The 25,430-nt window shown below is 71.6% G+C and carries 25 protein-coding genes; 11 read left to right on the forward strand and 14 right to left on the reverse strand.

The features are described from left to right. The first annotated feature begins 59 nt into the window (after positions 1–59). From DDJ31_RS25680 to DDJ31_RS25690, 3 genes are all read left to right on the forward strand, one after another. Positions 60–1,466 (forward strand): family 2B encapsulin nanocompartment shell protein, encoded by a 1,407-nt coding sequence (locus tag DDJ31_RS25680; RefSeq protein WP_127178018.1) that lies wholly within the window; start codon positions 60–62, stop codon positions 1,464–1,466. Between the two features lie 112 nt (positions 1,467–1,578). After that, positions 1,579–2,643, forward strand: a complete 1,065-nt coding sequence (locus DDJ31_RS25685; protein WP_127178017.1) for a family 2 encapsulin nanocompartment cargo protein polyprenyl transferase — start codon at positions 1,579–1,581, stop codon at positions 2,641–2,643. A 326-nt stretch (positions 2,644–2,969) separates the two neighbouring features. Further along, entirely contained in the window at positions 2,970–3,344 is a 375-nt protein-coding gene (locus tag DDJ31_RS25690) for a DUF952 domain-containing protein (protein WP_127178016.1), read from the forward strand. Positions 3,345–3,357: 13 nt separating this feature from the next. On the opposite strand, the gene DDJ31_RS25695 is transcribed toward DDJ31_RS25690, so the two are convergent. From DDJ31_RS25695 to DDJ31_RS25705, 3 genes are read right to left on the reverse strand one after another with little or no spacing between them, the layout of a single operon-like run. After that, positions 3,358–4,104, reverse strand: a complete 747-nt coding sequence (locus DDJ31_RS25695) for a VOC family protein (protein ID WP_127178015.1) — start codon at positions 4,102–4,104, stop codon at positions 3,358–3,360. Beyond that, on the reverse strand, positions 4,101–4,514 hold the full coding sequence (locus tag DDJ31_RS25700) for a VOC family protein (RefSeq protein WP_127178014.1): 414 nt from the start codon (positions 4,512–4,514) through the stop codon (positions 4,101–4,103). Before DDJ31_RS25700 ends, DDJ31_RS25695 begins: the two co-directional genes overlap by 4 nt. 26 nt (positions 4,515–4,540) lie before the next feature. Beyond that, positions 4,541–4,957 (reverse strand): helix-turn-helix transcriptional regulator, encoded by a 417-nt coding sequence (locus DDJ31_RS25705; RefSeq protein ID WP_127182600.1) that lies wholly within the window; start codon positions 4,955–4,957, stop codon positions 4,541–4,543. Positions 4,958–5,237: 280 nt separating this feature from the next. Between DDJ31_RS25705 and DDJ31_RS25710 the strand changes: the two genes are divergently transcribed. After that, a complete protein-coding gene (locus DDJ31_RS25710; protein WP_127178013.1) occupies positions 5,238–6,056 on the forward strand; it encodes a class I SAM-dependent methyltransferase in 819 nt (272 codons plus the stop codon). Positions 6,057–6,210: 154 nt separating this feature from the next. On the opposite strand, the gene sodN is transcribed toward DDJ31_RS25710, so the two are convergent. Further along, a complete protein-coding gene (sodN, locus tag DDJ31_RS25715; protein ID WP_127178012.1) occupies positions 6,211–6,606 on the reverse strand; it encodes a superoxide dismutase, Ni in 396 nt (131 codons plus the stop codon). A gap of 145 nt (positions 6,607–6,751) precedes the next feature. Between sodN and sodX the strand changes: the two genes are divergently transcribed. Then, complete coding sequence (gene sodX / locus DDJ31_RS25720; RefSeq protein ID WP_127182599.1) at positions 6,752–7,186, forward strand: nickel-type superoxide dismutase maturation protease; 435 nt, start codon at positions 6,752–6,754, stop codon at positions 7,184–7,186. Here the strand turns inward: sodX and DDJ31_RS25725 are convergent. Then, entirely contained in the window at positions 7,090–7,719 is a 630-nt protein-coding gene (locus DDJ31_RS25725; protein ID WP_127178011.1) for a CGNR zinc finger domain-containing protein, read from the reverse strand. The two genes, sodX and DDJ31_RS25725, sit on opposite strands and share 97 nt — an antisense overlap. A gap of 110 nt (positions 7,720–7,829) precedes the next feature. On the opposite strand from DDJ31_RS25725, the gene DDJ31_RS25730 reads away from it, so the two are divergent. Further along, complete coding sequence (locus DDJ31_RS25730; protein ID WP_127178010.1) at positions 7,830–8,642, forward strand: class I SAM-dependent methyltransferase; 813 nt, start codon at positions 7,830–7,832, stop codon at positions 8,640–8,642. 81 nt (positions 8,643–8,723) lie between these two features. Here the strand turns inward: DDJ31_RS25730 and DDJ31_RS25735 are convergent, their stop codons facing one another. Genes DDJ31_RS25735 through DDJ31_RS25745 form a run of 3 tightly spaced genes read right to left on the reverse strand, consistent with a single transcriptional unit; the run spans position 8,724 to position 11,455 of the window. Next, a complete protein-coding gene (locus tag DDJ31_RS25735) occupies positions 8,724–9,476 on the reverse strand; it encodes an amino acid ABC transporter ATP-binding protein (protein ID WP_127182598.1) in 753 nt (250 codons plus the stop codon). 53 nt (positions 9,477–9,529) lie between these two features. Continuing rightward, positions 9,530–10,462 carry an amino acid ABC transporter permease gene (locus tag DDJ31_RS25740; RefSeq protein WP_127178009.1) on the reverse strand — a complete coding sequence of 311 codons (933 nt, stop codon included), beginning with the start codon at positions 10,460–10,462 and terminating at the stop codon, positions 9,530–9,532. A 33-nt stretch (positions 10,463–10,495) separates the two neighbouring features. Then, a complete protein-coding gene (locus DDJ31_RS25745) occupies positions 10,496–11,455 on the reverse strand; it encodes an ABC transporter substrate-binding protein (protein ID WP_127178008.1) in 960 nt (319 codons plus the stop codon). Positions 11,456–12,027: 572 nt separating this feature from the next. Here DDJ31_RS25745 and DDJ31_RS25750 point away from each other — a divergent pair. The 4 genes from DDJ31_RS25750 to DDJ31_RS25765 all read left to right on the forward strand — a co-directional run bounded on the left by DDJ31_RS25750 (position 12,028) and on the right by DDJ31_RS25765 (position 15,647). Beyond that, positions 12,028–13,251, forward strand: coding sequence for an NAD(P)-dependent malic enzyme (locus DDJ31_RS25750; protein WP_127178007.1), 1,224 nt, complete (start codon positions 12,028–12,030; stop codon positions 13,249–13,251). Between the two features lie 413 nt (positions 13,252–13,664). Continuing rightward, positions 13,665–14,630 carry a zinc-binding dehydrogenase gene (locus DDJ31_RS25755; protein WP_127178006.1) on the forward strand — a complete coding sequence of 322 codons (966 nt, stop codon included), beginning with the start codon at positions 13,665–13,667 and terminating at the stop codon, positions 14,628–14,630. 247 nt (positions 14,631–14,877) lie between these two features. Then, a complete protein-coding gene (locus DDJ31_RS25760) occupies positions 14,878–15,087 on the forward strand; it encodes a helix-turn-helix domain-containing protein (protein WP_127178005.1) in 210 nt (69 codons plus the stop codon). Further along, positions 15,087–15,647, forward strand: coding sequence for a Clp protease N-terminal domain-containing protein (locus DDJ31_RS25765; RefSeq protein ID WP_127178004.1), 561 nt, complete (start codon positions 15,087–15,089; stop codon positions 15,645–15,647). The genes DDJ31_RS25760 and DDJ31_RS25765 overlap by 1 nt, the downstream gene beginning before the upstream one ends. Before the next feature lie 19 nt (positions 15,648–15,666). On the opposite strand, the gene DDJ31_RS25770 is transcribed toward DDJ31_RS25765, so the two are convergent. Both DDJ31_RS25770 and DDJ31_RS25775 read right to left on the reverse strand, forming a co-directional pair. Then, positions 15,667–16,800, reverse strand: coding sequence for a PadR family transcriptional regulator (locus DDJ31_RS25770; RefSeq protein ID WP_127178003.1), 1,134 nt, complete (start codon positions 16,798–16,800; stop codon positions 15,667–15,669). Position 16,801: 1 nt separating this feature from the next. Further along, on the reverse strand, positions 16,802–17,803 hold the full coding sequence (locus DDJ31_RS25775; protein WP_127178002.1) for a DUF4097 family beta strand repeat-containing protein: 1,002 nt from the start codon (positions 17,801–17,803) through the stop codon (positions 16,802–16,804). Positions 17,804–17,948: 145 nt separating this feature from the next. Between DDJ31_RS25775 and DDJ31_RS25780 the strand changes: the two genes are divergently transcribed. Continuing rightward, entirely contained in the window at positions 17,949–18,788 is an 840-nt protein-coding gene (locus tag DDJ31_RS25780) for a hypothetical protein (RefSeq protein ID WP_127178001.1), read from the forward strand. A 213-nt stretch (positions 18,789–19,001) separates the two neighbouring features. Here the strand turns inward: DDJ31_RS25780 and DDJ31_RS25785 are convergent, their stop codons facing one another. The 4 genes from DDJ31_RS25785 to DDJ31_RS25800 all read right to left on the reverse strand — a co-directional run bounded on the left by DDJ31_RS25785 (position 19,002) and on the right by DDJ31_RS25800 (position 25,318). Beyond that, positions 19,002–19,190: a DUF6104 family protein gene (locus DDJ31_RS25785; protein ID WP_127178000.1), complete on the reverse strand. Its 189-nt coding sequence runs from the start codon at positions 19,188–19,190 to the stop codon at positions 19,002–19,004. A gap of 135 nt (positions 19,191–19,325) precedes the next feature. After that, positions 19,326–23,168 carry a multifunctional oxoglutarate decarboxylase/oxoglutarate dehydrogenase thiamine pyrophosphate-binding subunit/dihydrolipoyllysine-residue succinyltransferase subunit gene (locus DDJ31_RS25790; RefSeq protein ID WP_127177999.1) on the reverse strand — a complete coding sequence of 1,281 codons (3,843 nt, stop codon included), beginning with the start codon at positions 23,166–23,168 and terminating at the stop codon, positions 19,326–19,328. 291 nt (positions 23,169–23,459) lie between these two features. Beyond that, the gene (locus DDJ31_RS25795; protein ID WP_127177997.1) at positions 23,460–24,584 is read right to left on the reverse strand and encodes a sensor histidine kinase; all 1,125 of its coding nucleotides are present in this window, start codon (positions 24,582–24,584) and stop codon (positions 23,460–23,462) included. After that, complete coding sequence (locus DDJ31_RS25800) at positions 24,581–25,318, reverse strand: response regulator transcription factor (RefSeq protein WP_093834503.1); 738 nt, start codon at positions 25,316–25,318, stop codon at positions 24,581–24,583. The genes DDJ31_RS25795 and DDJ31_RS25800 overlap by 4 nt, the downstream gene beginning before the upstream one ends. Positions 25,319–25,430 lie beyond the last annotated feature (112 nt).

Here is a 25,430-nt window from a genome sequence, read left to right on the forward strand (position 1 = left end):
AGCACGTTGATGCGCCGGAGCGCGAAGGCGTCGGCGTTGACAGGGAGGGCAATTCTCATATGTCGGTAGGCGAAGAGGTCCGTACGGAGCAGGACAAGCCGCAGCAGAGCCTCGGCACTGCCGCCGCGCGGAACCTGGCCACCACGACCAAGTCCGCGCCGCAGATGCAGGAGATCAGCTCGCGCTGGCTGCTGCGCACGCTGCCGTGGGTGAATGTGCAGGGCGGCGCGTACCGGGTGAACCGGCGCCTCACCTACACCGTGGGGGACGGCCGCATCACGTTCGTGAAGACCGGCGACCGGGTCGAGGTCATCCCGGCGGAGCTGGGCGAGCTGCCCGCGCTGCGCTCCTACGACGACGAGGAAGTCCTCGCCGAACTGGCCCAGCGGTGCAGGCAGCGGGAGTTCGCCCCCGGGGACGTGATCGTCTCGGACGGCACCCCGACCGACGAGGTCTACCTGCTCGCCCACGGCCGGGTGGAGCGGGTCGGTACCGGCCCCTACGGTGACGAGGCGGTCCTCGGAGTCCTCGCCGACGGCGCCTACTTCGGCGAGGCCGCCCTGCTCTCCGACGACGCCGTCTGGGAGCACGGCGCCCGCGCGGTCACCGCCTGCACGGTCCTCGCCCTCTCCCGTCAGGACGTCCAGCAGATCGCGGAGCGCTCGGACTCCCTGCGGGACCACCTGGCCGCGGTCCGCGCGATCCCGGAGCAGAGCACCAACAAATACGGTGAGAAGGCCGTCGACCTCGCCGCGGGCCACAGCGGCGAGCCCGACATCCCGCACACCTTCGTCGACTACGAGGCCCGCCCCCGCGAGTACGAACTGAGCATCGCGCAGACCGTCCTGCGCATCCACTCGCGCGTCGCCGACCTCTACAACCAGCCGATGAATCAGACCGAGCACCAGTTGCGGCTCACCGTCGAGGCGTTGAAGGAGCGCCAGGAGCACGAGCTGGTCAACAACCGGGAGTTCGGGCTGCTCCACAACTGCGAGTACGACCAGCGCCTCCAGCCGCACGACGGTGTGCCCAGCCCCGACGACCTGGACGAGCTGCTCAGCCGGCGGCGCGGCACCAAGCTGCTGCTCGCCCACCCGCGCGCGATCTCCGCGATCGGCCGCGAGTTCAACAAGCGCGGACTGGTGCCCGAGACCATCGACGTGGCCGGCAACCGCATCCCGACCTGGCGCGGGGTGCCGATCTACCCGTGCAACAAGATCCCGGTCACCGAGGCCCGCACCACCTCGATCATCGCCATGCGTACCGGCGAGGCCGAGCAGGGCGTGATCGGCCTCCACCAGACGGGTCTGCCGGACGAGATCGAGCCGAGCCTGTCCGTGCGCTTCATGGGCATCAACGAACAGGCGATCATCAACTACCTGGTGACGGCCTACTACTCGGCCGCCGTCCTCGTGCCGGACGCGCTCGGCGTGCTGGAGAACGTCGAGATCGGCCGCTGGAGGTGACGTTTTTGCACCTCGGAGCCGTGTTCCCGCCCGCACGGGCGGGTACATCTCCGTCGTACACGTCCGGCGGTGGTCCGGGCGCGGTGTCCGAGCGCTGTCCGAGGGAGACCCCATGGCCGAGCTGACGGCGGAGGCACAACCCCTGGAAGGATCCGAGGCGACGGCGATCCTGGAGCGTGCCCGCGCCGTCGTCGACCCGGAGATGCGGGCCGCCGTCGACTCACTGCCCGGCTCCCTCCGCAGGATCGCCCGCTACCACTTCGGCTGGGAGCACGCGGACGGCACCCCGGCGGACGGCAGCGCGGGCAAGGCGATCCGTCCCGCGCTGGTCCTCACCGCGGCCGGCGCCCTCGGCGGCTCGCGGGCCAGGGAACGGGCGGTCCGGGCAGCGGTGGCGGTGGAGCTGGTCCACAACTTCACCCTGCTGCACGACGACGTCATGGACCGGGACCCCACCCGCCGCCACCGGCCCACCGCGTGGACGGTGTTCGGGGACGCCGACGCCATCCTCGCGGGCAACGCCCTCCAGGCGCTGGCCCTGCGGCTGTTCGCGGAGGACCCGCACCCGGCGTCCGCGCAGGCCGCCGTCCGGCTCACCGAGTGCGTCATCGAGCTGTGCGCCGGACAGCACGTCGACACGGCGATGGAACTCCGTTCGCCGACGGACGTCTCCCTCGCCGAGGTGCTGACGATGGCCGAGGCCAAGACGGGCGCGCTGCTCGGGTGCGCCTGCGCGCTGGGCGCGCTGTACGCGGGCGCGGACCACGAGGACGTGGAGGCGCTGGACGCGTTCGGCCGGCAGGCCGGGCTCGCCTTCCAGCTCATCGACGACGTGATCGGCATATGGGGCGATCCGCACCGCACCGGCAAGCCGGCCGGCGCGGATCTCGCGGCCCGCAAGAAGTCCCTGCCGGTGGTGGCCGCGCTCACCTCCGGCACCCCGGCCTCGGCGGAGCTGGCCGAGCTGTACGCGCTGCCCTGTGTCGAGGGCGACCAGGAGGCGGTGGAGCGGATCGCGCTGGCGGTGGAGCGGGCCGGCGGCCGGGACTGGGCGCAGGTCGAGGCGGCCGACCGGATGGCCCGCGCGATGCAGGAACTGTCCCGCGCCGTTCCCGAACCGGAGTCCGCCGGCGGCCTGTTGGCGCTCGCGGAGTTCGTGACCCGGCGCAGCAGCTGAGAGGTTCCAGGGGGTACGGAGTCCCCGAAGTCACCGAGGCCGCGCGGACCTGACCCCGCGCGGCCGTCGGCGGCCTCGGCCCGGCGGGTCCCGCGCATCCCCACGATGCGCGGGGCCCGTCCACATGAATGGGACCTCAACCCCCTTGCATTGCAGAGGGGTTGAGCGCGAGGCAGACGAGGACCGCATGCCGTGGCGGCGAGGGACGACGGAAAGCCGCGCTCAGAAACCCGACACTCATCGACGTCCGCGCCGCCTGCCCGCCTGCCCGCGAAGTGCTCGCCGGGGAATGGTGGTCCCGACGCCGAGGCTCGTACGGTGGCCCCATGCCTGAACCCACCCCCACCCCGGACCCCTCCCTCACCCCCACCCCCGACCCCACCACCCCCATCCTTCACCTCACCGAACGCGTCCTCTGGGACGAGGCTCGCGCGCGGGGCGTGTACGAGATGTCCACCCGCGGGCGCACCCTCCAGGAGGAGGGCTTCGTGCACTGCTCCACCGCCGCCCAACTCCCCGCCACCGCAGCCACGTTCTACGCCGACCTGGACGATCTGGTGGTGCTGGTCATCGACCCGGCGCTGCTCGGCGTGCCCGTCAGGTACGAGGCGGCGCGGCCCGGCGGGGAGGAGTTCCCGCACGTGTACGGGCCGATCCCGGTGGCCGCTGTGGTGGAGGCGCGGGCGTGGCCGCAGGCATGAGCGGTGGGCCGTCTCAGCGGGCGGCCGGCAGCCCGCCGGTCTCCGGGTCGCGGCCGGTCAGGCAGTAGGTGCCGGCCGCGGGGTCGCGCATGACCGTCCAGCGGGGGTGACGGGCGACGACGCGGGCACCGAGGCGTTCGTGCGCGGCGCGGGTCGCCTCGACGTCGGCGCAGGCGAGGTCGGGATGGGCGCCGCCGGGACCGTCGTCGTCCAGGCGTTGGAGCAGGACGCGTACCGGGAATCCGGGCGGCGGGGCGAGCACCCGGAACTCGGGGCGCGAGCCGGCGCGGGACTCCCAGTCGGGCAACAGGGCGCTCCAGAAGGCGACTTCGGCGTCGAAGCGGGACGGGGGAACGTCGAGGCAGATCTGGTCGAGACGGGTGCCGTGCACGACGGGCGCCCGCACCGCCTCCCCGTTCCACTGCACCGCGCACCACGGCTGCCCGCCGGGCGACCGCAGGACGACCAGCGACCCCGCGTCGAGGACCACCTCGGCGCCGAGCCGCACCGCGTCCCGCGCGAAGCCGCCGACGTCCGTCACACACAGGTCGAGATGGGCACCGCCGGGCCCCGAGAGCACGCCCTGCGCCTTCACCGAGGCGTCGCCGCTCCCGGCCAGCAGGGTGGTGAACTCGCCGCGCTCGCCCCGGAGTTCGGACAGCGTCGTGCCCGTGACGGCGGTCCAGAAACGGTGAGCGGGCCCGGACAGCGCGGCGGGCCGGTCGAGGAGGACGTACGCCCACCGCGGCGCCGGGCTCACGCGGCCCGCTCCATGAAGCGCAGCAGGTTGCCCGCGGGGTCGCGGAACGCGCAGTCCCGGACCCCGTACGGCTGGTCCATCGGCTCCTGGAGCACGTCGGCGCCGGACTCCCGCACCCGCTGGAACAGCGCGTCGCAGTCGGCGGTGGAGAAGATGACGCCGCGCAGCATGCCCTTGGCGAGGAGCCGGCTCAGCGCCTCCTTGTCGGCGGGCGAGGCGTCCGGGTCGGCGCCCGGCGGCTCCAGCACGATCTCCACGTCCGGCTGCGAGGGCGAGCCGACGGTCACCCAGCGCATGCCCTCGAAGCCGACGTCGTTACGGATCTCGAGCCCGAGGACGTCCCGGTAGAAGGCGATGGCCTTGTCGTGGTCGTCGACGGCGAGGAAACAGGTGCGCAGGGCGATGTCCATGGCTCCAGGCTAGGACCTGCCGCTGGTCACGACCCGTCGTCCGGTCGCCGGGGGCGGCGGCTCGGCCGGGTGAAGCGGCGGGTCACACAGGGCGGGATCAAGGAGCCCGCCTCGTGCGAGCGGGCCCGGTAGGCGCTCGGGGTCTCGCCGACCAGCTCCGTGAAGCGGGAGCTGAAGGAGCCGAGCGAGGTGCAGCCGACCGCGAGGCAGACCTCCGTCACCGACAGGTCGCCCCGACGCAGCAGCGCCTTGGCGCGCTCGACCCGGCGGGTCATGAGGTAGCCGTACGGGGTCTCGCCGTACTCCGCGCGGAAACTGCGCTGGAAGTGGCCGGGCGACATCAGGGCGGTGCGGGCCAGCTCCGGCACGTCCAGCGGGAGGGCGTACTCCCGGTCCATCCGGTCCCGCGCCCGCCGCAACCGCACCAGATCCTCACGGTTCACCACCCTGCCAGGATCGCACGACCACCACGGATGGCGCGCCCCGCCCGGGGGAAGGCTTCGCCCGGGGCTCGCGTCGTGCGGGGACGGGCTGGCTCCCCGGAGCTGCGGACAACGTCAGACGCAGGCCGGCCGGCGCCGCGGGCCGGGGCGGCGGTGTCGACCGGGGAGCTGGGCTGCCCGCAGTACGGTGGGGCCGCGCGGGCCGCACATCCAGGTGAACGACTCCACACCCGACCGCCCTCGCGGCCGTCCACGCCGCTTGCTCACCGGAGCCGCCGACATGACCGAGCAGTCCGCCGCACACGCCGCCGCCGTCACCGACCGGGCCCGCCTCGCCGGAAGCGCGTACCGCAGCGACCGGGAACTCGCCGCCCGCCAGTCGCTCTACCGCTGGCAGACGCCCCGGCACGACCTGCCCGGCATCGTCGCGGGGCAGCTGAGCGGTGTACGCGGGCGCGTGGTCGAAGTCGGCTGCGGCAACGGCACGTTCATCCAACGGCTCCGCGCCGACCGGCCCGATCTGGCCCTGCTCGGCCTGGACATCTCCGCGGGCATCCTCGCCCGGGTGCCCGGCCCGGTCGCCGTGGCGGACGCCACCCGCCTGCCGCTGGCGCCCGGGAGCGCCGACGCCGTCCTGGCGCTGCACATGCTGTACCACGTCCCCGACATCCCCCGGGCGGTCAGCGAGCTGTCCCGAGTGGCCACGCCTGACGGGCTGGTGATCGCCTCCACCAACAGCCGCCGGGACAAAGCCGAACTCGACGACCTGTGGCGGCGGGCCGCAGGCGATGTCCTCGGCACCGGGCAGGGCCCGGCCCGGATCTCGCTCAGCGCCCGCTTCTTCCTGGAGGACGCCCCGGGCTTCCTGGGGGAGGAGTTCAGCCGCGTGGAGACGATCGAACTGCCCGGCACCGTCACGGTCCGCGACCCCGAGCCCGTCATCGCGCACCTGGCCTCCTACCGCGCCTGGGCCGACCAGCACGAGGCGCCCTTCGACGCCACGATCGAACGGGCCCGCACGATCGCGTCCGACCACATCGCCCGCCACGGAACCTTCACGGTCACCTGCTTGAGCGGCGTGCTTGTCTGCCGTCGGTGAGGGGCCGGTGTCGTCGTGGGGGAGATCCGCGTTCCGTCAACGCACCTCGCCCCGACGCGCAAAAAAAACCGCACCCTCCCCACCACCCAGCCGACTCCGATGAGTCGTGGGTCGTGGGTCGGGTGCGGTTGTGGTGCTTGGGTGGACGTGAAGGTCAGGCCTTCTTCGTCTCCCAGAAGATCTTGTCGATCTGGGCGATGTAGTCCAGGGCCTTCTGGCCCGTCGCCGGGTCGGTCGAGGCCTTGGCGGCCGAGAGGGCCTTCAGGGTCTCGTTGACCAGCTGGTGCAGCTCCGGGTACTTCTCGAAGTGCGGCGGCTTGAAGTAGTCGCTCCACAGCACGGAGACGTGGTGCTTCGCCAGCTCGGCGCGCTGCTCCTTGATGACGGTGGCCCGCGCCTGGAAGTGCGGGTCGTCGTTGGCGGCCATCTTCTCCTGCACGGCCTTCACCGACTCCGCCTCGATGCGGGCCTGGGCCGGGTCGTACACACCGCAGGGCAGGTCGCAGTGCGCGCTGACCTTGACCGTGGGGGCAAACAGGCGGGAAAGCATGGAGCGTTCCTTCCTCGTGATCGTCTTCTCAGGTCCGACATTACTCCCTGGGAAGGCTGATTTCGCGAGTGCCCCCATGCGCCTAGGACAAAAGTCCGGGGTCAGACTGAGACTGGTGGAGGATCGGACCGGGGAGGTGCCGGTAATGCCGGAGCTGTCGCAGGAGATCGAGCGCGGGCGGGCCCTGCTGCCCTATGGGGCCGCCCAGGTGACGGGGCCGTCCATGGTGCCCACGCTGCGGCACGGGGACCGGCTGGTGGTGCGCTGGGGCGGGCGCGTGCGGGCCGGTGACGTCGTCGTCCTGCGCCATCCCTTCCAGCAGGACCTGCTCGTCGTCAAGCGGGCCGCCGAGCGCCGGGACGGCGGCTGGTGGGTGCTCGGGGACAATCCGTTCGCGGGCGGCGACAGCACCGACTACGGCACCGTCCCCGAGGAACTGGTGCTCGGCCGGGTGCGGCTGCGGTACCGGCCGCTCCAGGCGGGTCAGCGCTCGCCGCTCGCGCTGGCGCGCTGGGCCTTCTCGGCGGCCCGGCCCGTGCTCTCCGACCGGTCGGCCTCCAGGCGTTTGCGGGCCCGGTAGGCGGCCACGTTGGCGCGGGTCGCGCAGCGGTCGGAGCAGTAGCGCCGGGAGCGGTTGGTAGACGTGTCCAGGTAGGCGTTGCGGCACGGCGGCGCCTCGCACAGGCCCAGCCGGTCGACGCCGTACTCGGTCAGGTGGAAGGCCAGGCCCATGGCGGCGATGGCCGCGTAGCCCGCTGTCGCGTTGGACGGGTGGTCGGCGAGGTGCATGTGCCACAGCGGGCGGCCGTCGTCGTCCCGGTGGTCGTGCCCGGAGATCTGCGGGCTCACCGGGAACTCCAGGAGCAGGGAGTTGAGGAGGTCAACCGCGAGGGTCTCGTCGTCGCCGTCGGCCGCCTCGAAGACCGCGCGCAGCCTGCCGCGCACCGACCGGAACCGGGTGACGTCGGCGTCGGTGGCGCGGCGGGCCGCCGACGCGTTCGCGCCGAACAGGCCCCGCACCGCCTCGACCGAGGTCAGGGAGTCCTTGCCCCGGCCGGGTTCCTCGCTGTTGACGAGCCGAACCGCGTAGTCCGAGTAATAGGCCAGTTCCACTTGTTAGTCCTTACGGCGGTGTTCTAGGGTCGTGCCGGCGGTCGGGTAATGGCTGATCGTCCATACAGGGTATTACGGTACTGCGCGTCGTCACCCGACGGAGGAGCCCGATGACGGACATGGACACCGAGACGCGGACAGCGGCGGCCGCGGCGCCCGGCACCGGGAGCGGCGGCTTCGGCACCGACTGGGCCGCCTGGCAGCGGAGCTGGGACCGCCAGCAGGAGTGGTACATGCCCGACCGCGAGGAGCGCTTCAGCACCATGCTCGACATGGTCGAGGCGCTCACCGGACCCGCCCCGCGCGTCCTGGACCTCGCCTGCGGCACCGGCACCATCACCGCCCGGCTGCTCGACCGGCTGCCCGGCGCCACCAGCACAGGCGTCGACCTCGACCCCGCGCTGCTGGCCATCGCCGAGGGCACCTTCGCGGGCGACGACCGGGTCTCCCTCGTCACCGCGGACCTCAAGGACCCCGACTGGACGGCGCGGCTGCCGCACGACGCCTACGACGCCGTCCTGACCGCCACGGCCCTGCACTGGCTGCACAGCGAACCCCTCGCGGCCCTCTACGGTCAGATCGCGGGACTCGTCCGCGACGGCGGTGTCTTCATGAACGCGGACCACATGATCGACGACTCCACGCCCCGGATCAACGCGGCCGAGCGGGCGCAGCGCCACACCCGTATGGAACAGGCCAAGGCGGCGGGCGCCGTCGACTGGGCGCAGTGGTGGCGGCTGGCCGCCGAGGACCCGGTGCTCGCCGGGCCCACCGCCCGCCGCTTCGAGATCTACGGCGAGCACGCCGACGGCGACACCCCCTCCGTCGGCTGGCACGCGCGCGTCCTGCGCGAGCACGGCTTCGCCGAGGCCCGCCCGGTCTGGTGCTCCCCCTCGGACACCCTGCTGCTCGCCCTCAAGTAACGCCGGGCCGCGACGCGCGGGAGGGGCGGTACGGATGTGCCGTACCGCCCCTCCCGCCTCCGCGTTCACCCGTGCGTCCGGTCAGAGCACCTTCGACAGGAACGCCTTCGTCCGTTCGTGCTGCGGGTCGGTCAGCACCTCGCGCGGCCGGCCGGACTCGACGACCACACCGCCGTCCATGAAGACCAGGCTGTCGCCCACCTCGCGGGCGAAGCCCATCTCGTGGGTGACGACGATCATCGTCATGCCGGACTCGGCGAGGTCGCGCATGACGTCGAGGACGTCGCCGACCAGCTCCGGGTCGAGGGCCGAGGTCGGCTCGTCGAACAGCATCAGCTTCGGGTCCATCGCCAGGGCCCGCGCGATGGCCACCCGCTGCTGCTGGCCGCCGGAGAGCTGCGAGGGGTAGTTCCCGGCCTTGTCGGCGAGCCCCACCCGTTCGAGGAGCTGTGTCGCCCGCTCCCGCGCCTGCGCCCTGCTGACGCCCTTGACCTGCACCGGCGCCTCCATGATGTTCTCGGCGGCGGTCAGGTGCGGGAACAGGTTGAAGCGCTGGAAGACCATGCCGATGTCCCGCCGCTTCAGCGCGACCTCGCTGTCCTTCAGCTCGTACAGCTTGTCGCCCTTCTGGCGGTAGCCGACCAGCTCGCCGTCGACGTAGAGACGCCCGGCGTTGATCTTCTCCAGGTGGTTGATGCAGCGCAGGAACGTCGACTTGCCCGAGCCGGACGGGCCGATCAGGCAGAACACCTCACCCGCCTTCACCTCCAGGTCGATGCCCTGGAGGACCTCGACCTGGCCGAACGACTTGTGGACGCCCTCCGACTTGACCATCGGCACCGACGGGTCGCGCGGGGCGCCGGCCCCGGCGCTGCTGAGCTTCTCGGTCATACCGCGACCTTCCTGCTGGAGAAGGACCCCAGATGGGCTCGGACCTTCTGCCACGGCGTCGCCGGCAGCTGGCGGCTGGAGCCGCGCGCGTAGTACCGCTCGACGTAGTACTGGCCCACGCTCAGGATCGATGTCATGAGCAGGTACCAGGCCGCGGCGAGGAAGTACATCTCCACCGGGGCACCGGAGTTCTGCCCGATGTCCTGGGCGTAGCGGAAGAGTTCCTGGAACTGGACGGCCGCCACCAGGGAAGTCGTCTTCAGCATGTTGATGACCTCGTTGCCCGTCGGCGGCACGATCACGCGCATCGCCTGCGGGATGACGATCCTGCGCAGCGTCTTGGCGTGGCTCATGCCCAGCGCGTGCGACGCCTCGGTCTGGCCCTCGTCGACGGCGAGCAGGCCGGCCCGGCAGATCTCGGCCATGTAGGCGGCCTCGTTGAGACCGAGGCCGAGCAGCGCCGTCAGCAGCGGCGTCATGAAGCTCGACCAGTAGTCCTTGTAGATCGGGCCGAGGTTGATGTACTGGAAGACCAGGCCCAGGTTGAACCAGACGAACAGCTGGACCAGGACCGGGGTGCCGCGGAAGAACCAGATGTAGAACCAGGCGATGGACGACGTCACCGGGTTCTTCGACAGCCGCATCACGGCCAGGACGATGCCGCCCACGATGCCGATCACCATCGACAGGACCGTCAGCAGCAGGGTCTTGCCGACGCCGGTCAGGATCCGGTCGTCGAAGAAGTAGTCGGGCACGGCATGCCAGTTGATCTTGCCCTGGCCGAACGCGTAGACGATCGAGACCAGCAGGCCGATCGCGATGACGGCGGTGAGGTACCGCCCGTAGTGCCGGACCGGCACGGCCTTGATGGCCTGCGGTCCCGCGGCGGGCGTGTCGGGCGCCGCCGCCTTCTCGGTGTCAACAGTCACGGGTCACGCCTCTCGGTGGCCGCGGACCCGCGGTCACTTGCCGCCGTTGACGACGGACTCGGTGACGGCGCCTTCCTCGGCGCCCCACTTCGTGAGGATCTTCTTGTACTCGCCGCTCTTGATGACGGCGTTCATCGCGGCCTGGATCGCGTCCCGCAGCTGGGTGTTCTCCTTGCTGACGGCGATGCCGTACGGCGCGGCCTCGACCTGCTCGCCGACCAGCTCGAAGTCCTTGCCCGCGCCGGACGTCTTCACCGCGTACGCGGCGACCGGGAAGTCCGAGGAGGCCGCGTCGACGCCGCCGGCCCGCAGCCGGGTCTGGGACTGCTGGTCGTCGTCGAACGCCTCGATGGTGAGCTTCTTGCCGCTCGGACACTTCTTCGCCTCGGCCTTGGCGAGGTCCTCGGAGACCGTTCCGCGCTCCACGGCGAGCTTCTTGCCGCACAGGTCCGCCCAGGTCGTGATCGACTCGGTGTCGCCCTTGCGCGTGTAGATGGAGACGCCCGCGGTCAGGTAGTCGACGAAGTCGACACCCTCGCCGACCTTCTTGCCGGTGTCCGGGTCGACACCGTCCTGCCGGTTCTTGTTGTCCGTCATCGCCGACATGGAGATGTCGTAGCGCTTGGAACGTATACCGGTGAGCAGCGCGTCGAACGTGCCGTTCTCGAACTCGAACTTCACGCCGAGCTGCTTGCCCATCGCCGCCGCCAGGTCCGGGTCGAGGCCGACGACCTTGCCCGACGCGTCCTTGAACTCGACCGGCGCGTACGCGATGTCCGAGCCGACCTTGATGACCCCGGCGCTGCGGATCTCCGCGGGCAGCTTGCTCGCCAGCGGGGCGGAGCTGTCGCTCGCGCCGCCCGAGCTCTTGGCGCCGTCGTCCTTGGTCTGGTCACCGCAGCCGGTGAGGATCAGGGCGCCGGCGACCGCGATCGCCGCGACCGCGGCGGTCCTGGCGCGGGCGGTCGTACGGCGGGTGGTGAATGCGGTCATTTTCTGGTCCTCCGGCGATGGGTGGAGTTGCCGACAGGTCGACGGGTACACGCACCTTCGGGTGTCGCGACCTTGAGTGATTACGGCATCTTGCCATTCGGTCTACGCCGTTCAGGCGACTCTCGATGTCAAAATCGGATAACAGGTCTCAGCCGAACCGCGCCGGACCGGCACACCCCCGCCGGACCATCTACGGGAATCCGCGCCGACGGCCGGAGGATCTCCCGCGCGTCTCGGTATACGGACCGGCCGCCCGAGGCGTTGCTCACTGTTTCGGCCGCAGGTCACCGAGAGGCCGGTCAGGTGTCGCCATATTTCGTGACCATTCTCGTCACCAAGACGTGACCTGCCGGCCGCCCGATGCGCCCTTGCGCCGAATGGGCTCGTCCACGAAGCGGTCCGTCCGGTAAGAAGGTCCTTTACACCCCTCATCCGGGGCTCCGGGCGCGTGTGCGGCGCGCCCGTCGCGTATGTCCTTTACGCACCTCACAAAATCGGGCATACGCGGTCCCGCCCACCCCTCACCAGGAGTGGCAACCCTCAACCGAATGATCATCTAAGGGGTCAAAGAAGTGGCAGCGGAGATCGTCAATCCTCGCAGCGACGGCACGAAGGACCACGACGCGGGGGGCGAGCCCCTCGATTCCTTCGATCCGGCGTTCGCGCTGCACCGCGGCGGAAAGATGGCCGTGCAGGCCACCGTGCCGATCCGCGACAAGGACGACCTGTCCCTGGCTTACACACCCGGCGTCGCGCGCGTGTGCACCGCGATCGCCGAGCAGCCGGAACTCGTCAACGACTACACATGGAAGTCGTCCGTCGTCGCCGTCGTCACCGACGGCACGGCGGTGCTCGGCCTCGGGGACATCGGTCCCGAGGCGTCCCTCCCGGTGATGGAGGGCAAGGCGATCCTGTTCAAGCAGTTCGGCGGCGTCGACGCGGTGCCGATCGCGCTCGCGTGCACGGACGTCGACGAGATCGTCGAGACCGTGGTGCGGCTCGCGCCCTCCTTCGGGGGTGTCAACCTGGAGGACATCTCGGCGCCCCGGTGCTTCGAGGTCGAACGCAAGCTCCAGGAACGGCTCGACATCCCGGTCTTCCACGACGACCAGCACGGCACCGCGGTCGTCACGCTGGCCGCGCTGCGCAACGCGGCACGGCTGACCGGCAAGGGCCTCGCCGATCTGCGGGCCGTCATCTCCGGGGCCGGCGCGGCCGGTGTCGCCATCGCGAAGATGCTGGTCGAGGCCGGGATCGGGGACGTGGCGGTGACCGACCGCAAGGGCGTCGTGTCGGCCGACCGGGCCGATCTGACGCCGGTCAAGCGGGACCTCGCCGGGTTCACCAACAAGGCGGGACTCACCGGCACGCTGGAGGACGCCCTCGCGGGCGCCGACGTCTTCATCGGCGTCTCCGGCGGGACGGTTGCGGAGGCGGCGGTCGCCTCCATGGCCGAGGGCGCGTTCGTGTTCGCCATGGCCAACCCGAACCCCGAGGTGCACCCCGAGATCGCCCACAAGTACGCGGCGGTCGTCGCCACCGGGCGCTCGGACTTCCCGAACCAGATCAACAACGTCCTCGCGTTCCCGGGCATCTTCGCGGGCGCCCTCCAGGTCCGGGCCTCCCGGATCACCGAGGGCATGAAGATCGCGGCGGCCGAGGCGCTCGCCGGGGTGGTCGGCGACGACCTCGCCGCCGACTACGTCATCCCGTCGCCGTTCGACGAGCGCGTCGCCCCCGCGGTGACGTCCGCCGTCGCCGCGGCGGCACGGGCGGAGGGCGTCGCCCGCCGCTGACCCCGCCCGCCGGGCCCCGCCTCACCGGGCGGGGCCTTTTGGCTGTGCGGGGCCTTCTCGCTGTGCGGGTGTCCGGTTGGGGAGCGGCGGCCGTTTCGTCTGGCAGTCTCGCTGTCCGGGCGTTCGGGGGGCGCTCACGTTGTCCGGGGACGTTCTCGCTGTCCGGGGCGTTCGATCGGGGAGCGGCCGTTTCGTCTGGCAGTCTCGTTGCCGTTGCCGTTGCCGTTGCCGTTGCCGTTGCCGCTGCCGCTCGGCTGCTCCCGCCTCGCGTCGGTAGCGGCATGCTCCACCAGTTCCCCCCGGCCTGTCCTCGCCCCGGTCCTCCCACCAGTTCCGCCCGCCTGGTTCAAGAGGGCGAGTGTCACAGGTGTGCCCGGTTCCGTGAGCCACCCGCGGCCCCTATCGTCGACGCCATGTTCGCCGTCTACGCCGCCCGAATCGACCGCGACCAGCCGCTCTCCGGACTGGAGTCGGGGGAGCGGCCGGCCCCCGAGGCCCGCCCCGGCTGGAGCACCGTCGAGGTCAGGGCCGCCTCCCTCAACCACCATGACCTCTGGTCGCTGCGCGGTGTCGGTCTGCCCGAGGAGCGGCTGCCGATGATCCTCGGCTGCGACGCGGCCGGCGTCGACGCGGACGGCAACGAGGTCGTCCTGCACTCCGTGATCGGCCAGAGCGGTCACGGCGTCGGCCCGAGCGAGCCGCGCTCCATCCTCACCGAGCGCCACCAGGGCACGTTCGCCGAGCAGGTCGCCGTCCCGACCTGGAACATCCTGCCCAAGCCGAGGGAACTCTCCTTCGCCGAGGCCGCCTGCCTGCCCACCGCCTGGCTGACGGCGTACCGGATGCTGTTCACCAACGCCGGGGTGCGCCCCGGTGACTCCGTCCTGGTGCAGGGCGCGGGCGGCGGGGTCGCCACGGCCGCGATCGTGCTCGGTCGCGCCGCGGGGCTGCGGGTGTTCGCCACCAGCCGCGACGAGGCCAGGCGCGCGCGGGCGGTGGAGTTGGGCGCCGTGGAGGCGCTGGAGCCCGGCGCGCGGCTGCCGCAGCGGGTGGACGCGGTGATCGAGACGGTCGGCGCGGCGACCTGGTCGCACTCGGTGAAGTCGCTGAAGCCGGGCGGCACGCTCGTCATCTCGGGTGCCACCAGCGGTGACCGGCCTGCGCACGCCGAGCTGACCCGGATCTTCTTCCTCGAACTCAAAGTGGTCGGCTCCACGATGGGCACCAAGGACGAGCTGGACGACCTGCTGGCGTTCTGCGCCGCCACGGGGGTACGGCCCGTCATCGACGAGGTGCTGCCGATGGACCGGGCCCGCGAGGGCTTCGAACGGCTGGCGTCGGGCGAGCAGTTCGGCAAGATCGTGCTCACCAACGACTGACGGCACTGACGGAACTGGCGGCACCGACGGCACAAACAGCACTGACTGTGGCCTCCGCCGGGAACACCGGCGTCTCGAACCCCCCCTTCGATCACCCGCCTTCGTGCCTCGCCCTCCGAACGCCGGCCGTCCAGCCTCTCCCTTCGAACATCGGCCTTCCAGCTTCGCCCTTCGAACGTCGGCCTCCTGAACCCCCTTCCTGTCAACCAGGGTTGACGTACCCCGAGTGTCAACGTAAGTTGACGGCATGACCGAAGCTACGGATCTCGCCGAGCGCGCGGGTGACCGTGACCCACGGGTCGGGCTGCGCGCCGTCGCCGCACTGCGCCGGCTGCTGGAGCAGTTGGAGGCCGTCCAAGTGCGCAACGCGCGCCACCAGGGCTGGTCGTGGCAGGAGATCGCCGCGGAACTCGGAGTCAGCAGGCAGGCCGTGCACAAGAAGTACGGGAGGCATTGATGTTCGAACGGTTCACCGGTGAGGCGCGGGCGGTGGTGCAGGGCGCCGTCGAGCACGCCGAAGCCGACCAGGCGCCGCGTGTCGAGCCCGCACAGCTGCTCCTCGCCCTCCTCGACCGGGAGGCGAGCCGCTGCTCCTTCGCGCTGGCCGCCCTCGGTCTCGATGCCGGGCGCAAGGAGTCCGTACGCCGGGCCCTGGCCGACACCCGCCGCCGGGCCGGGCTCTCCCGGGCCGACTCCGACGCCCTCGCCGGCCTCGGGATCGACGTCTCCGAGATCGTCGCCCGGGTGGAGGAGGCGCACGGGGTCGGCGCGATGTCGGGCGAGTGCCGGCCGGGGCGTGGACGGCGGCCCTTCACCAAGGACGCCAAGGATGTCCTCGCGCGGGCCCTGCGGGTCGCCGTCTCCCACGGCGACCGGCACATCTCAGACGAACACCTGCTGCTCGCCCTCACCGCCGGCCCCGGCGTCCCGGCCGAGATCCTGCGCGACCACGGGGTCACCCACAAGGCGGTGACGAGGGTCCTGTACGGCGGGGGAGCGCAGGCCCAGGCCGGCTGACCCGCCGCCGCCCCCGCGCTCAGTCCTGCGGGACCCGCAGCAGTGCCCCGATGTGCGCGGCTGCCGTCGACAGATGGCGGCGGGCGTCGCGGAGCTGGTCGTCCGTGACGCCGTGGTCGCGGGCCGCGTCGCGGATGTCGTCGCGGAAGCGGTCCAGGAGCCGGTCGAGGTCGCGGGCGGTGTCGCCGGTCGGGCTCTCGTGCGCCCAGCTCGGCTCGTACCCGGCCGGGAACTCCGCGTCATAGGTGAAGTCCGCGCCGGCGGCCGGGTTCTCCTTGGTGCCGGTGCCGGTGCCGGTGCCGGTGCCGGTGCCGGTGTCCGTGGCCGCGTCGGTCCGGGACGTGGGCCTGCCGAATCCCAGGTCCTTGCCGAACTCCTTGCCGAAGTCCTTTCCGAACTCGCCGAACTCCTTGGCCAGTTCGGTCAGGCCCTCGCGCACCCCGGTCGGCCAGTCGCCCCGCGTGAAGTGGTCCTGGACCTGGTCCTGGACCCGGCGCGCGATGCGCTGGACCTCCTCCTGGGCCTGGGCGCGGGCCCTCTCCTGGGCCTCCTTGGCCTGGTGCCGGGCGCGTTGGGCCTCCTCGCGGGCCCGGCGGCTCTCGTCCTTGGCCCGGCGTGCCTGTTCCTTCCACTCCTGCTTGACGCGCCGCATCTCCTCCTTGGCCGCGCGCCAGGACTCCTTGTCGCCGACGTCACCGGCGTCACCGAAGTCGCCGTTCTCCGTGGGCCCGCCGCGGCCCGCCCGTGCCCCGGCGCCCGTGCCGCGCCGTGCCTCGGAGGCCGCCGCCCGCATCTCGCGCCGCAGATCACCGGCCGCGCCCCGGACATCGGCCCGGATCTCCGCCGCCAGCTCCGCCACCGAGTCGCGGATCTCCAGCTCCAGATCGGCCAGTTCACCGCTGCGGTCGGCCAGTTCGGCGCGGCCCGCGTCCGTGATCGCGTACACCTTGCGGCCACCCTCGGTGGTGTGGGTGACCAGCCCTTCCGCCTCCAGCTTGGCCAGCCGCGGATAGACGGTGCCCGCCGACGGCGCGTACAGCCCCTGGAACCGCTCCTCCAGGAGCCGGATCACCTCGTAGCCGTGGCGGGGTGCCTCGTCGAGCAGTTTCAGCAGATAGAGGCGGAGGCGGCCGTGGGCGAAGACGGGGGACATGTCAGAGCACCTTCTTGTCGTTCGGGCCACCGGCCGGGTCGTCGTGCGAGCCGTCGCTCGGACCGCCGTTCGCGTCCTCGCGGCTGCCGTCGGCCGGGCCGGGAGGGGAATTCTCCCCCGGGCTGTCGTGCGGCTCGTCCACCGGGCTCCCCGGCGGCCGCTCCTGGGGCCCGCCGCCCTCCCACGGTTCCTCCTCGGCCGCGGGGCGGCGCAGCAGGGCGATCGAACCGGAGACGGTCGTGGCCTTCAGGCTGCCCTGGCCCGTGCCGAGCCGCCCGGTGATCCGCTTGGCGCCCCACTGGCCGCCGACCCGCAGATCCTCGAAGGCGTTCGAGACCGAGCCGCTCGCGGTGTTCGCCTCCACGCGGGCGTCCGCCGGGTGCGGGAGCCGGATGGCGATCTCGCCCGAGACGCTGGTCAGGCCGATGTCCGTCGGGCGGCCGGCCGGTTCGAGGTCCACGATCATCGAGCCGCTCACCGACTCCGCCCGCACCGAGGAACCGGCGCCCTCGACCACCGTCAGATCCCCGGAGACGGAGTGGAAGCGGAGGTCGCCGCTGAGCGCCTGCGCCTCCACGTTCCCGGAGACGGTGTCGGCGCGGACCGTGCCGGTGAGGCCGACCAGGGTGGTGTCCCCGGTGACGCCCTTCACGTCCGCGGGGCCGTCGAGCCCGGAGAGGACGGCCGCCGCGCCCACCACCCCCACCTGGACCCGGGTGCCCGCGGGCACGGCGAGCGAGACGACCGCGCTGCGCCGCCAGCTCTTGTGGTCGAGCCAGCTCAGGAACCCCTTCCAGGGCAGATCCTCGTAGGCCACCGTGAGGACGCCGTCCCGCTGGGTCACCACGAGGGGCGGGCCCTCGATCTCGGTGATCTCGCAGCGCGCGGAACCTTCCTCGGTGCCCACCACGTTCACCGTGCCGTTGACGACGCGTACCTGGAGCTCTCTCACCGGTTCGTCGAACGTCAGTTTCGCGGGCTCCGCGACGGACCACTCGGACATCCTGCACCTCCCCGTGCGGACGCGCCATATCGCGTCTTCACCCTCAACACGATATATCGCGGTCGGGGAAAGTCAAGGCACCCGTTCGGGGAAGCGGAATGCTCACAAAATGCCCGAAAGCCGCTTGTCGTCCTACCGTGTGATCATGTCGACGGAAGCTGCCCGAACCGGTTCCCCCTCCGGCGCGCTGCTGCTGTGCCGCGCGGAACCCGCCTCGGTCGCCCCCGCGGCCCATCTGCTGCGCGAACCCATGCTGGTCACCGACGCGGGCGGGCCGTGGAGCGTGCTGGTGCCCGAGGGCAGGCCCTGGCGGGACGGCGTCGAGCCCGTCGACCGGGTGATGACCGGTTGGGCCACCGCGCTCGCGGTCGGCGCCCCCTGGCCCGCGCTCGCCCTCTGGTGGGACGCCGGGCGGGCCGGTTACACCCTCGCCTCCGGGTTCCGCCGCCCGGTCGGCTACGTGTGGCTCGCCGACGGCACCCCGGCGGGCGAGGGCGAGGCCATGCGCACCTTCGCCGCCCGGCTCGGCCTCGACCCGGTCCTGGACGTCCAGGCCCTCGACCGGCTCACCGAACCCGACCCGACCCGGGTCGTCGACGCCCGCGCCCGGCTGCGCGGCCTCCTCGTCGTCCTCAGCCGCGCGGGCGTGGAGCTGCCCGCGGGACTCGCCCCCGGTGAGCCCCAGGACCGTCTCGGCGAGGCTGCCCGCGCGCACCCCGGCGCCCGCCCGGTCGCGTGGCCCGGCTGGCGTGAGGCGGTCCGCGCGGAACTGGACGCCGTCGACGCGAGCCCCCTCGGCCCCTGGCTGCCCCCGTCGCGCACCCCCAGGGCCCGCGCGCTCGCGCTGGCGCAGATCGCCGTCGGCCTGCCCCTCACGGTCTGGGGGCTGCGCAGCCGCGGCACCGGCTGGGCGGCGGCCGGCGCGCTGCTGCTGGCGCACGGCACGCTGGGCCTCGCCCACGACCTGACCCGCCCCCGCGACTGACGCCCCGAGCGACCTGGGCGTCCCGAGCCGCCTGGGCTGTCCCGTCCGGTCCGGCGGTCTCGTCCGGTCCGACGGTCCCGTTCGGTCCGGACGGTCACAGAGACGCGTCAGGGGGCGCGGAGACACGTTGGACACGTCAGAGGGCGCGGAGACGCGTCGAGGGGCGCCCGGAGGCGCCCCTCGGTCACTCAGGCCGCGCGGAACGGCCGCCGGTCAGTCGTCGTCGCCGTCATCGTCGTCGTCCAGCCGGGCCAGCCAGGTCGCCAGGCGTTCGACCGGTACCTCGAAGTCCGGGTTCAGGTCGACGAACGTCCGCAGCTGCTCGGCGAGCCACTCGAAGGTGACCTCCTCCTCGCCACGCCGCTTCTCGAGTTCTTCGATGCCTCGGTCGGTGAAGTACACGGGTTGCTCTCCTGGGGCTGGGCCGTGGGCCGGGGTGGTGCTGTCCCTCCAGGTTAGGCGGCCGTGACGCGGACGGCCCCGTCGCCCCAAGGGGGGCGACGGGGCCGTCCGGTCGGTCGGGCCGAGGTCAGCGGGTCACGCCTCGAACACCTCGCGCACCAGCTGCTCCTGCTCCGCCTGGTGCCGCTTGGCCGAGCCGACCGCGGGCGACGAGCCGTGCGGGCGGGAGATGCGGCGCAGCCGCTCGCCGTGCGGGACGTCCGCGCCGACGGCGAGGTCCAGGTGGTCGATCAGGTTCAGGGCGATGAACGGCCAGGCACCCTGGTTGGCCGGCTCCTCCTGGGCCCACAGGTACTTCTCGGCGTTCGGGTACTTGGCGATCTCCGCCTGGAGTTCGGCGCCGGGCAGCGGGTACAGCCGCTCGATGCGGATGATCGCCGTGTCCGTGACGCCGCGCTTCTGGCGGTCGGCCTCCAGGTCGTAGTACAGCTTGCCCGCCACGAAGACGACCTTGCGGACGGCGGCCGGGTCGACCGTCGAGTCGCCGATGACCGGGCGGAACTGACCCGACGTGAACTCCTCCGTCTTCGACGCGGCGGCCTTCAGACGCAGCATCGACTTCGGGGTGAAGACCACCAGCGGCTTGTGGTGCGGGTTGTGCACCTGCCACCGCAGGAGGTGGAAGTAGTTCGACGGCAGGGTCGGCATGGCGACCGTCATGTTGTTCTGGGCGCAGAGCTGGAGGAACCGCTCGACGCGGGCCGAGGAGTGGTCCGGGCCCTGGCCCTCGTAGCCGTGCGGCAGCAGCAGGGTGACGCCGCTGGTCTGGCCCCACTTCTGCTCGGCGGCCGAGATGTACTCGTCGACCACCGTCTGCGCGCCGTTGACGAAGTCGCCGAACTGCGCCTCCCACATCACGAGCGCGTCGGGACGGGCCAGCGAGTAGCCGTACTCGAAGCCCATGACCGCGTACTCGGAGAGCAGCGAGTTGTAGACGTTGTAGCGGGACTGCTCCTCGGCGAGGTACTGGAGCGGGGTGTGCTCCTCGCCCGTCTCGCGGTCGATGAGGACCGCGTGGCGCTGGCCGAAGGTGCCGCGCTGCGAGTCCTGCCCGGAGAGCCTGACCGGGGTGCCCTCCAGGAGGAGGGAGCCGACGGCGAGGGTCTCGCCCATGCCCCAGTCGATCGTGCCGTCCTCGACCATCGCGGCCCGGCGCTGCAACTGCGGCAGCAGACGCGGGTGCACGTGGAAGGTGTCGGGGATGTTGACCTGGGACTCGGCGATCCGCTTGACGACCTCCGCGGAGATCGCCGTGTTCACGGCGACCGGGAACTCGGCCTGCGGGTCGGAGACCGGTCCCGCGCTCGGCTGCGAGACGGCCTCGCGGACCTCGGTGAAGACCTTCTCCAGCTGCCCCTGGTAGTCCTGGAGCGCCTGCTCGGCCTCTTCCAGGGTGATGTCGCCGCGACCGATGAGGGACTCGGTGTAGAGCTTGCGCACCGAGCGCTTCTTGTCGATCAGGTCGTACATCAGCGGCTGGGTGAAGGCCGGGTTGTCGGACTCGTTGTGACCGCGGCGGCGGTAGCAGATGAGGTCGATCACCACGTCCTTGTTGAACGCCTGGCGGAACTCGAACGCCAGCCGCGCGACCCGCACGACGGCCTCGGGGTCGTCGCCGTTCACGTGGAAGATCGGGGCCTCGATCATGCGGGCCACGTCCGTCGCGTACATGGAGGAACGCGAGGACTCGGGGGCCGCGGTGAAGCCGACCTGGTTGTTGATGACGATGTGGACCGTGCCGCCGGTGCGGTAGCCGCGCAGCTGCGACATGTTCAGCGTCTCGGCCACCACGCCCTGGCCCGCGAAGGCCGCGTCGCCGTGCAGGGCGACCGGCAGGACGGTGAAGTCCGTGCCGCCCTTGTTGATGATGTCCTGCTTGGCGCGGGCGATGCCCTCGATGATCGGGTCGACCGTCTCCAGGTGGGACGGGTTGGCGGCCAGCGAGACCTTGATCTGCTCGCCGTCGAGGCCGGTGAAGGTGCCCTCGGCGCCCAGGTGGTACTTGACGTCACCGGAGCCGTGCATCGACTTCGGGTCGAGGTTGCCCTCGAACTCGCGGAAGATCTGCGCGTACGACTTGCCGACGATGTTGGCGAGGACGTTCAGCCGGCCGCGGTGGGCCATGCCGACGACGACCTCGTCGAGGCGGGACTCGGCGGCCGAGTCCAGCACGGCGTCGAGCAGCGGGATGACGGACTCGCCGCCCTCCAGGGAGAACCGCTTCTGGCCGACGTACTTGGTCTGCAGGAAGGTCTCGAAGGCCTCCGCCGCGTTCAGCCTGCGCAGGATGCGCAGCTGCTCCTCGCGCTCCGGCTTGGTGTGCGGGCGCTCGATGCGGTCCTGGATCCACTTGCGCTGCTTGGGGTCCTGGATGTGCATGAACTCGACGCCGGTGGTGCGGCAGTACGAGTCGCGCAGCACGCCGAGGATGTCGCGCAGCTTCATCAGGGACTTGCCGGAGAAGCCGCCGACGGCGAACTCGCGCTCCAGGTCCCACAGGGTGAGGCCGTGCTCGGTGATGTCCAGGTCGGGGTGCTTGCGCTGGCGGTACTCCAGCGGGTCGGTGTCGGCCATGACGTGGCCGCGGACCCGGTAGGAGTGGATCAGCTCGAAGACCCGCGCGGCCTTGGTGACGTCGTCGTCGTGGCTGGCGTCGATGTCCTTGAGCCAGCGGACCGGCTCGTAGGGGATGCGCAGCGCCTCGAAGATGTCGTCGTAGAAGCCCTGGTCGCCCAGGAGCAGGTTGGCGACGACCCGCAGGAACTCGCCGGAGGCGGCGCCCTGGATGACCCGGTGGTCGTAGGTCGACGTGAGCGTCATGACCTTCGAGATGCCGAGCTTGTTCAGGGTGTCCTGGCTGGTGCCCTGGAACTCCGCCGGGTAGTCCATGGAGCCGACGCCCATGATGACCGACTGTCCGGGCATCAGGCGCGGCACGGAGTGGACGGTGCCGAGGCCGCCGGGGTTGGTCAGGGAGACCGTGACGCCGGTGAAGTCGTCCATCGTCAGCTTGCCGTCGCGGGCGCGGCGGACGATGTCCTCGTAGGCCTGCCAGAACTCGAAGAAGTTCAGCGTCTCGGCCTTCTTGATGCCGGCGACGACGAGCTGGCGGTCGCCGTTGGCCTTCACCAGGTCGATGGCGAGGCCGAAGGTGACGTGCTCCGGCTTGACGAGGGTGGGCTTCCCGTCCTTCTCCGCGTAGTGCCAGTTCATCGACGGCATGGCCTTGATGGCCTGCACCATCGCGTAGCCGATGAGGTGCGTGAAGGAGATCTTCCCGCCCCTGGCCCGCTTCAGGTGGTTGTTGATGACGATGCGGTTGTCGAACAGCAGCTTCACCGGGACCGCGCGCACGGACGTGGCCGTGGGCAGCTCCAGGGAGGCGTTCATGTTCTTCGCGACGGCGGCGGCCGGGCCGCGCAGCGTCACGTACTCGGGGCCGCCCGGGGCGTCGGCCGCGGGAGCGGCCTTCGGCTTGGCGGCGGCGGCCGGCTTGGCGGGCGCGGCGGCCGGAGCCGGGGCGGCGGCCTTCGCGGGAGCCGCGGCGGGCGCGGCCGCGGCGGGCTGCGGTGCCGCGGGTGCCGGAGCCGGGGCGGCGGGCGCCGCCTGAGCCGTGCCGGTGGTCGCCGCGGGCCCCGTGGTCGCGGTGGCCGCCGCGTCCGCCGGTGCGGCGGGTGCGGCCGGTGCGGCTGCCGGGGTGGCGGCTGCGCCGGGCTTGTAGTCGGCGAAGAAGTCCCACCAGGCTCGGTCCACCGAGTTCGGGTCCTGGAGGTACTGCTGATAGATCTCGTCGACGAGCCACTCATTCGCGCCGAACGCCGCGGCGGGGTTCTTGCCCGCTTGGTCGGCGTCGGTCGTGGTGGCACCACCCGCCCGGAGGGTGGGGGAGCTCGAGTTACTGGGGGACTGTGGCGACACGGCGGCAACCGCCCTCTTCCGCTTCACAAGGTGATGGACAGCGGGAATAAAGGCTACGCCCCCTGGAGGGTGAAGGTCAGGCCGGGCCGGTTCATCGTCGTGTAAGTCACATCGCGGAGCGGGTTTCGGGCCTGGAAATGGCGGGAAACAAGCGTGGTTCCGCGCTGTTTCGGGCGTGCCGGGGTGTCGCGACCCGGGCCCTGCGCGCCGAGCGTGCGGACGTGTGCCTGATCACACGTGTCCGGCTGCGCGGACAGAGGTGGATCTTGAGGTCGCGTCTCGGACTTTACGTCAACTTTGAAGGGAAGTCTCTCCCGGAAGAGTGACAAGAATCCGGCAACCGCGCTCGGATTCGGCCACTCCGATCCGGCCCCCGTGCAGATCGACCGCCCAGCGCGCGATGGCCAGCCCGAGGCCGGTGCCGCCGTCGCTGCTCGACGCCTTAGACCCGCCCGACGGGGACGCGCCCGCGTCCCCCCGGTTGAACCGCTCGAAGACCCGGTGCCACTCGGAGCGCGGGATGCCGGGACCCTCGTCGAGGACCTCCAGCTCAAGCGACTCGGGCTGCGGGCCGCGACGCGCCTTCACCGTCACCCGGCCGTGCGCCGGGCTGTGCTTGACCGCGTTGTCGATCAGGTTGGCGACGACCTGGTGGATGCGCTCGGGGTCGGCGTGCGTGGTCAGCTCGGGCGGCGACACGTCGAGGTGCAGATGGACGTCGGTACGGGTGTGGGTCCCGGAGCCCGAGGCGATGCCCGCGCGCGCCGGGACGGCCATGTTGGCCTCCTTCAGCACGCCCGACAGATAGGGCCACACCTCGAAGCGCCGCTTGCGCAGCGGCACGACGCCGTTGTCCAGGCGGGAGAGGTCGAGGAGCGTCTCGACGAGCCGGCCGAGCCGCTCGGTCTGCTTCAGGGCCGTGCGCATCGTCTCGGGGTCGGCGGGGGAGACGCCGTCGACGATGTTCTCCAGGACGGCGCGCAGCCCGGCGATGGGGGTGCGCAGCTCGTGCGAGACGTTCGCCACCAGCTCCTTGCGCTGCCGGTCCTGGGCCTCCAGCTCGTCCGCCATGACGTTGATCGTCTGGGCCAGGTCGCCCAGTTCGTCGCGGCGGTTCTCGCGCACCCGGCGGGTGTAGTCGCCGTGCGAGATGGAGCGGGCCACCGCGTTCATGTCGTCGAGCGGGGAGGTGAGCGAATGCGCGACGAACTGCGTTATCAGGAGTGTGGCGATCATCGAGAAGACCGTGATGAAGCGCAGCTCCGTCTTGGTGTGCACCGCGATCATCGACAGACCGGTGGTGATCAGCACCGAGGTGACCACCAGCGCGCCGAGCTTGGTCTTCACCGAGAACGGGCGGACCCCGCCCCACGGCTCGTCCCCCGGGTTGCGTCGTGCGGGCGGCCCGCCGCTCATGGCGTCGGGGTCTCCAGCGCGTAGCCCACACCGTGCACGGTGCGGATCCGCTCGGCGCCGATCTTCCGGCGCAGCGCCTTGATGTGGCTGTCGACGGTGCGGGTGCCCGAGGCGTCCGCCCAGTCCCACACCTCGGCGAGGAGCTGCTCGCGGGAGAGCACCGCGCGCGGGGTGTTCGCCAGGCAGACCAGCAGGTCGAACTCGGTGGGCGTCAGATGCACGTCCTCCGAGCGGACCCTGACCCGGCGCTGCGCGTGGTCGATCTCCAGCTCGCCCAGGCGCAGGATGCCCGAGCGGGGCGTGGTGGCGGCCAGCGCGGCCCGCTCCACCCGGCGCAGCAGCACATGCACCCGCGCGGCCAGTTCCCGCATGGAGAACGGCTTGGTCATGTAGTCGTCGGCGCCGACACCGAGGCCGACCAGCATGTCGGTCTCGTCGTCGCGCGCGGTGAGCATCAGCACCGGCACCGGGCGCTGCGCCTGCACCCGGCGGCAGACCTCGAGGCCGTCGAAGCCGGGCAGCATGATGTCGAGGATCAGCAGATCGGGCTGCCAGGCCTCGGCGGTGTCGACGGCGGAGGGGCCGTCGCCCGCGGTCTGTACGACGAATCCCTCGGCGCGCAGACGGGCCGCGATGGCGTCGACGATGGTCGGATCGTCCTCCACGACCAGTACCCGGCGCTGGGCGCCCTGGGTCGCCGTCGCGCCGTTGTGCGAGGTGTGTGTCTGCTCCATCGCCCGCCCCTGAGTGGCTTTCCGGATCCGTGGGGTGATCCGTTGACTAGCTCATGCCTGCGCATGCTTGCGATTGACGCTCGAATGATCTGCGCCAGGGAAGCAGAGTACG

The sequence above is a fragment of the Streptomyces griseoviridis genome, from assembly GCF_005222485.1.
GTDB classification, from domain to species: Bacteria; Actinomycetota; Actinomycetes; order Streptomycetales; family Streptomycetaceae; genus Streptomyces; species Streptomyces hintoniae.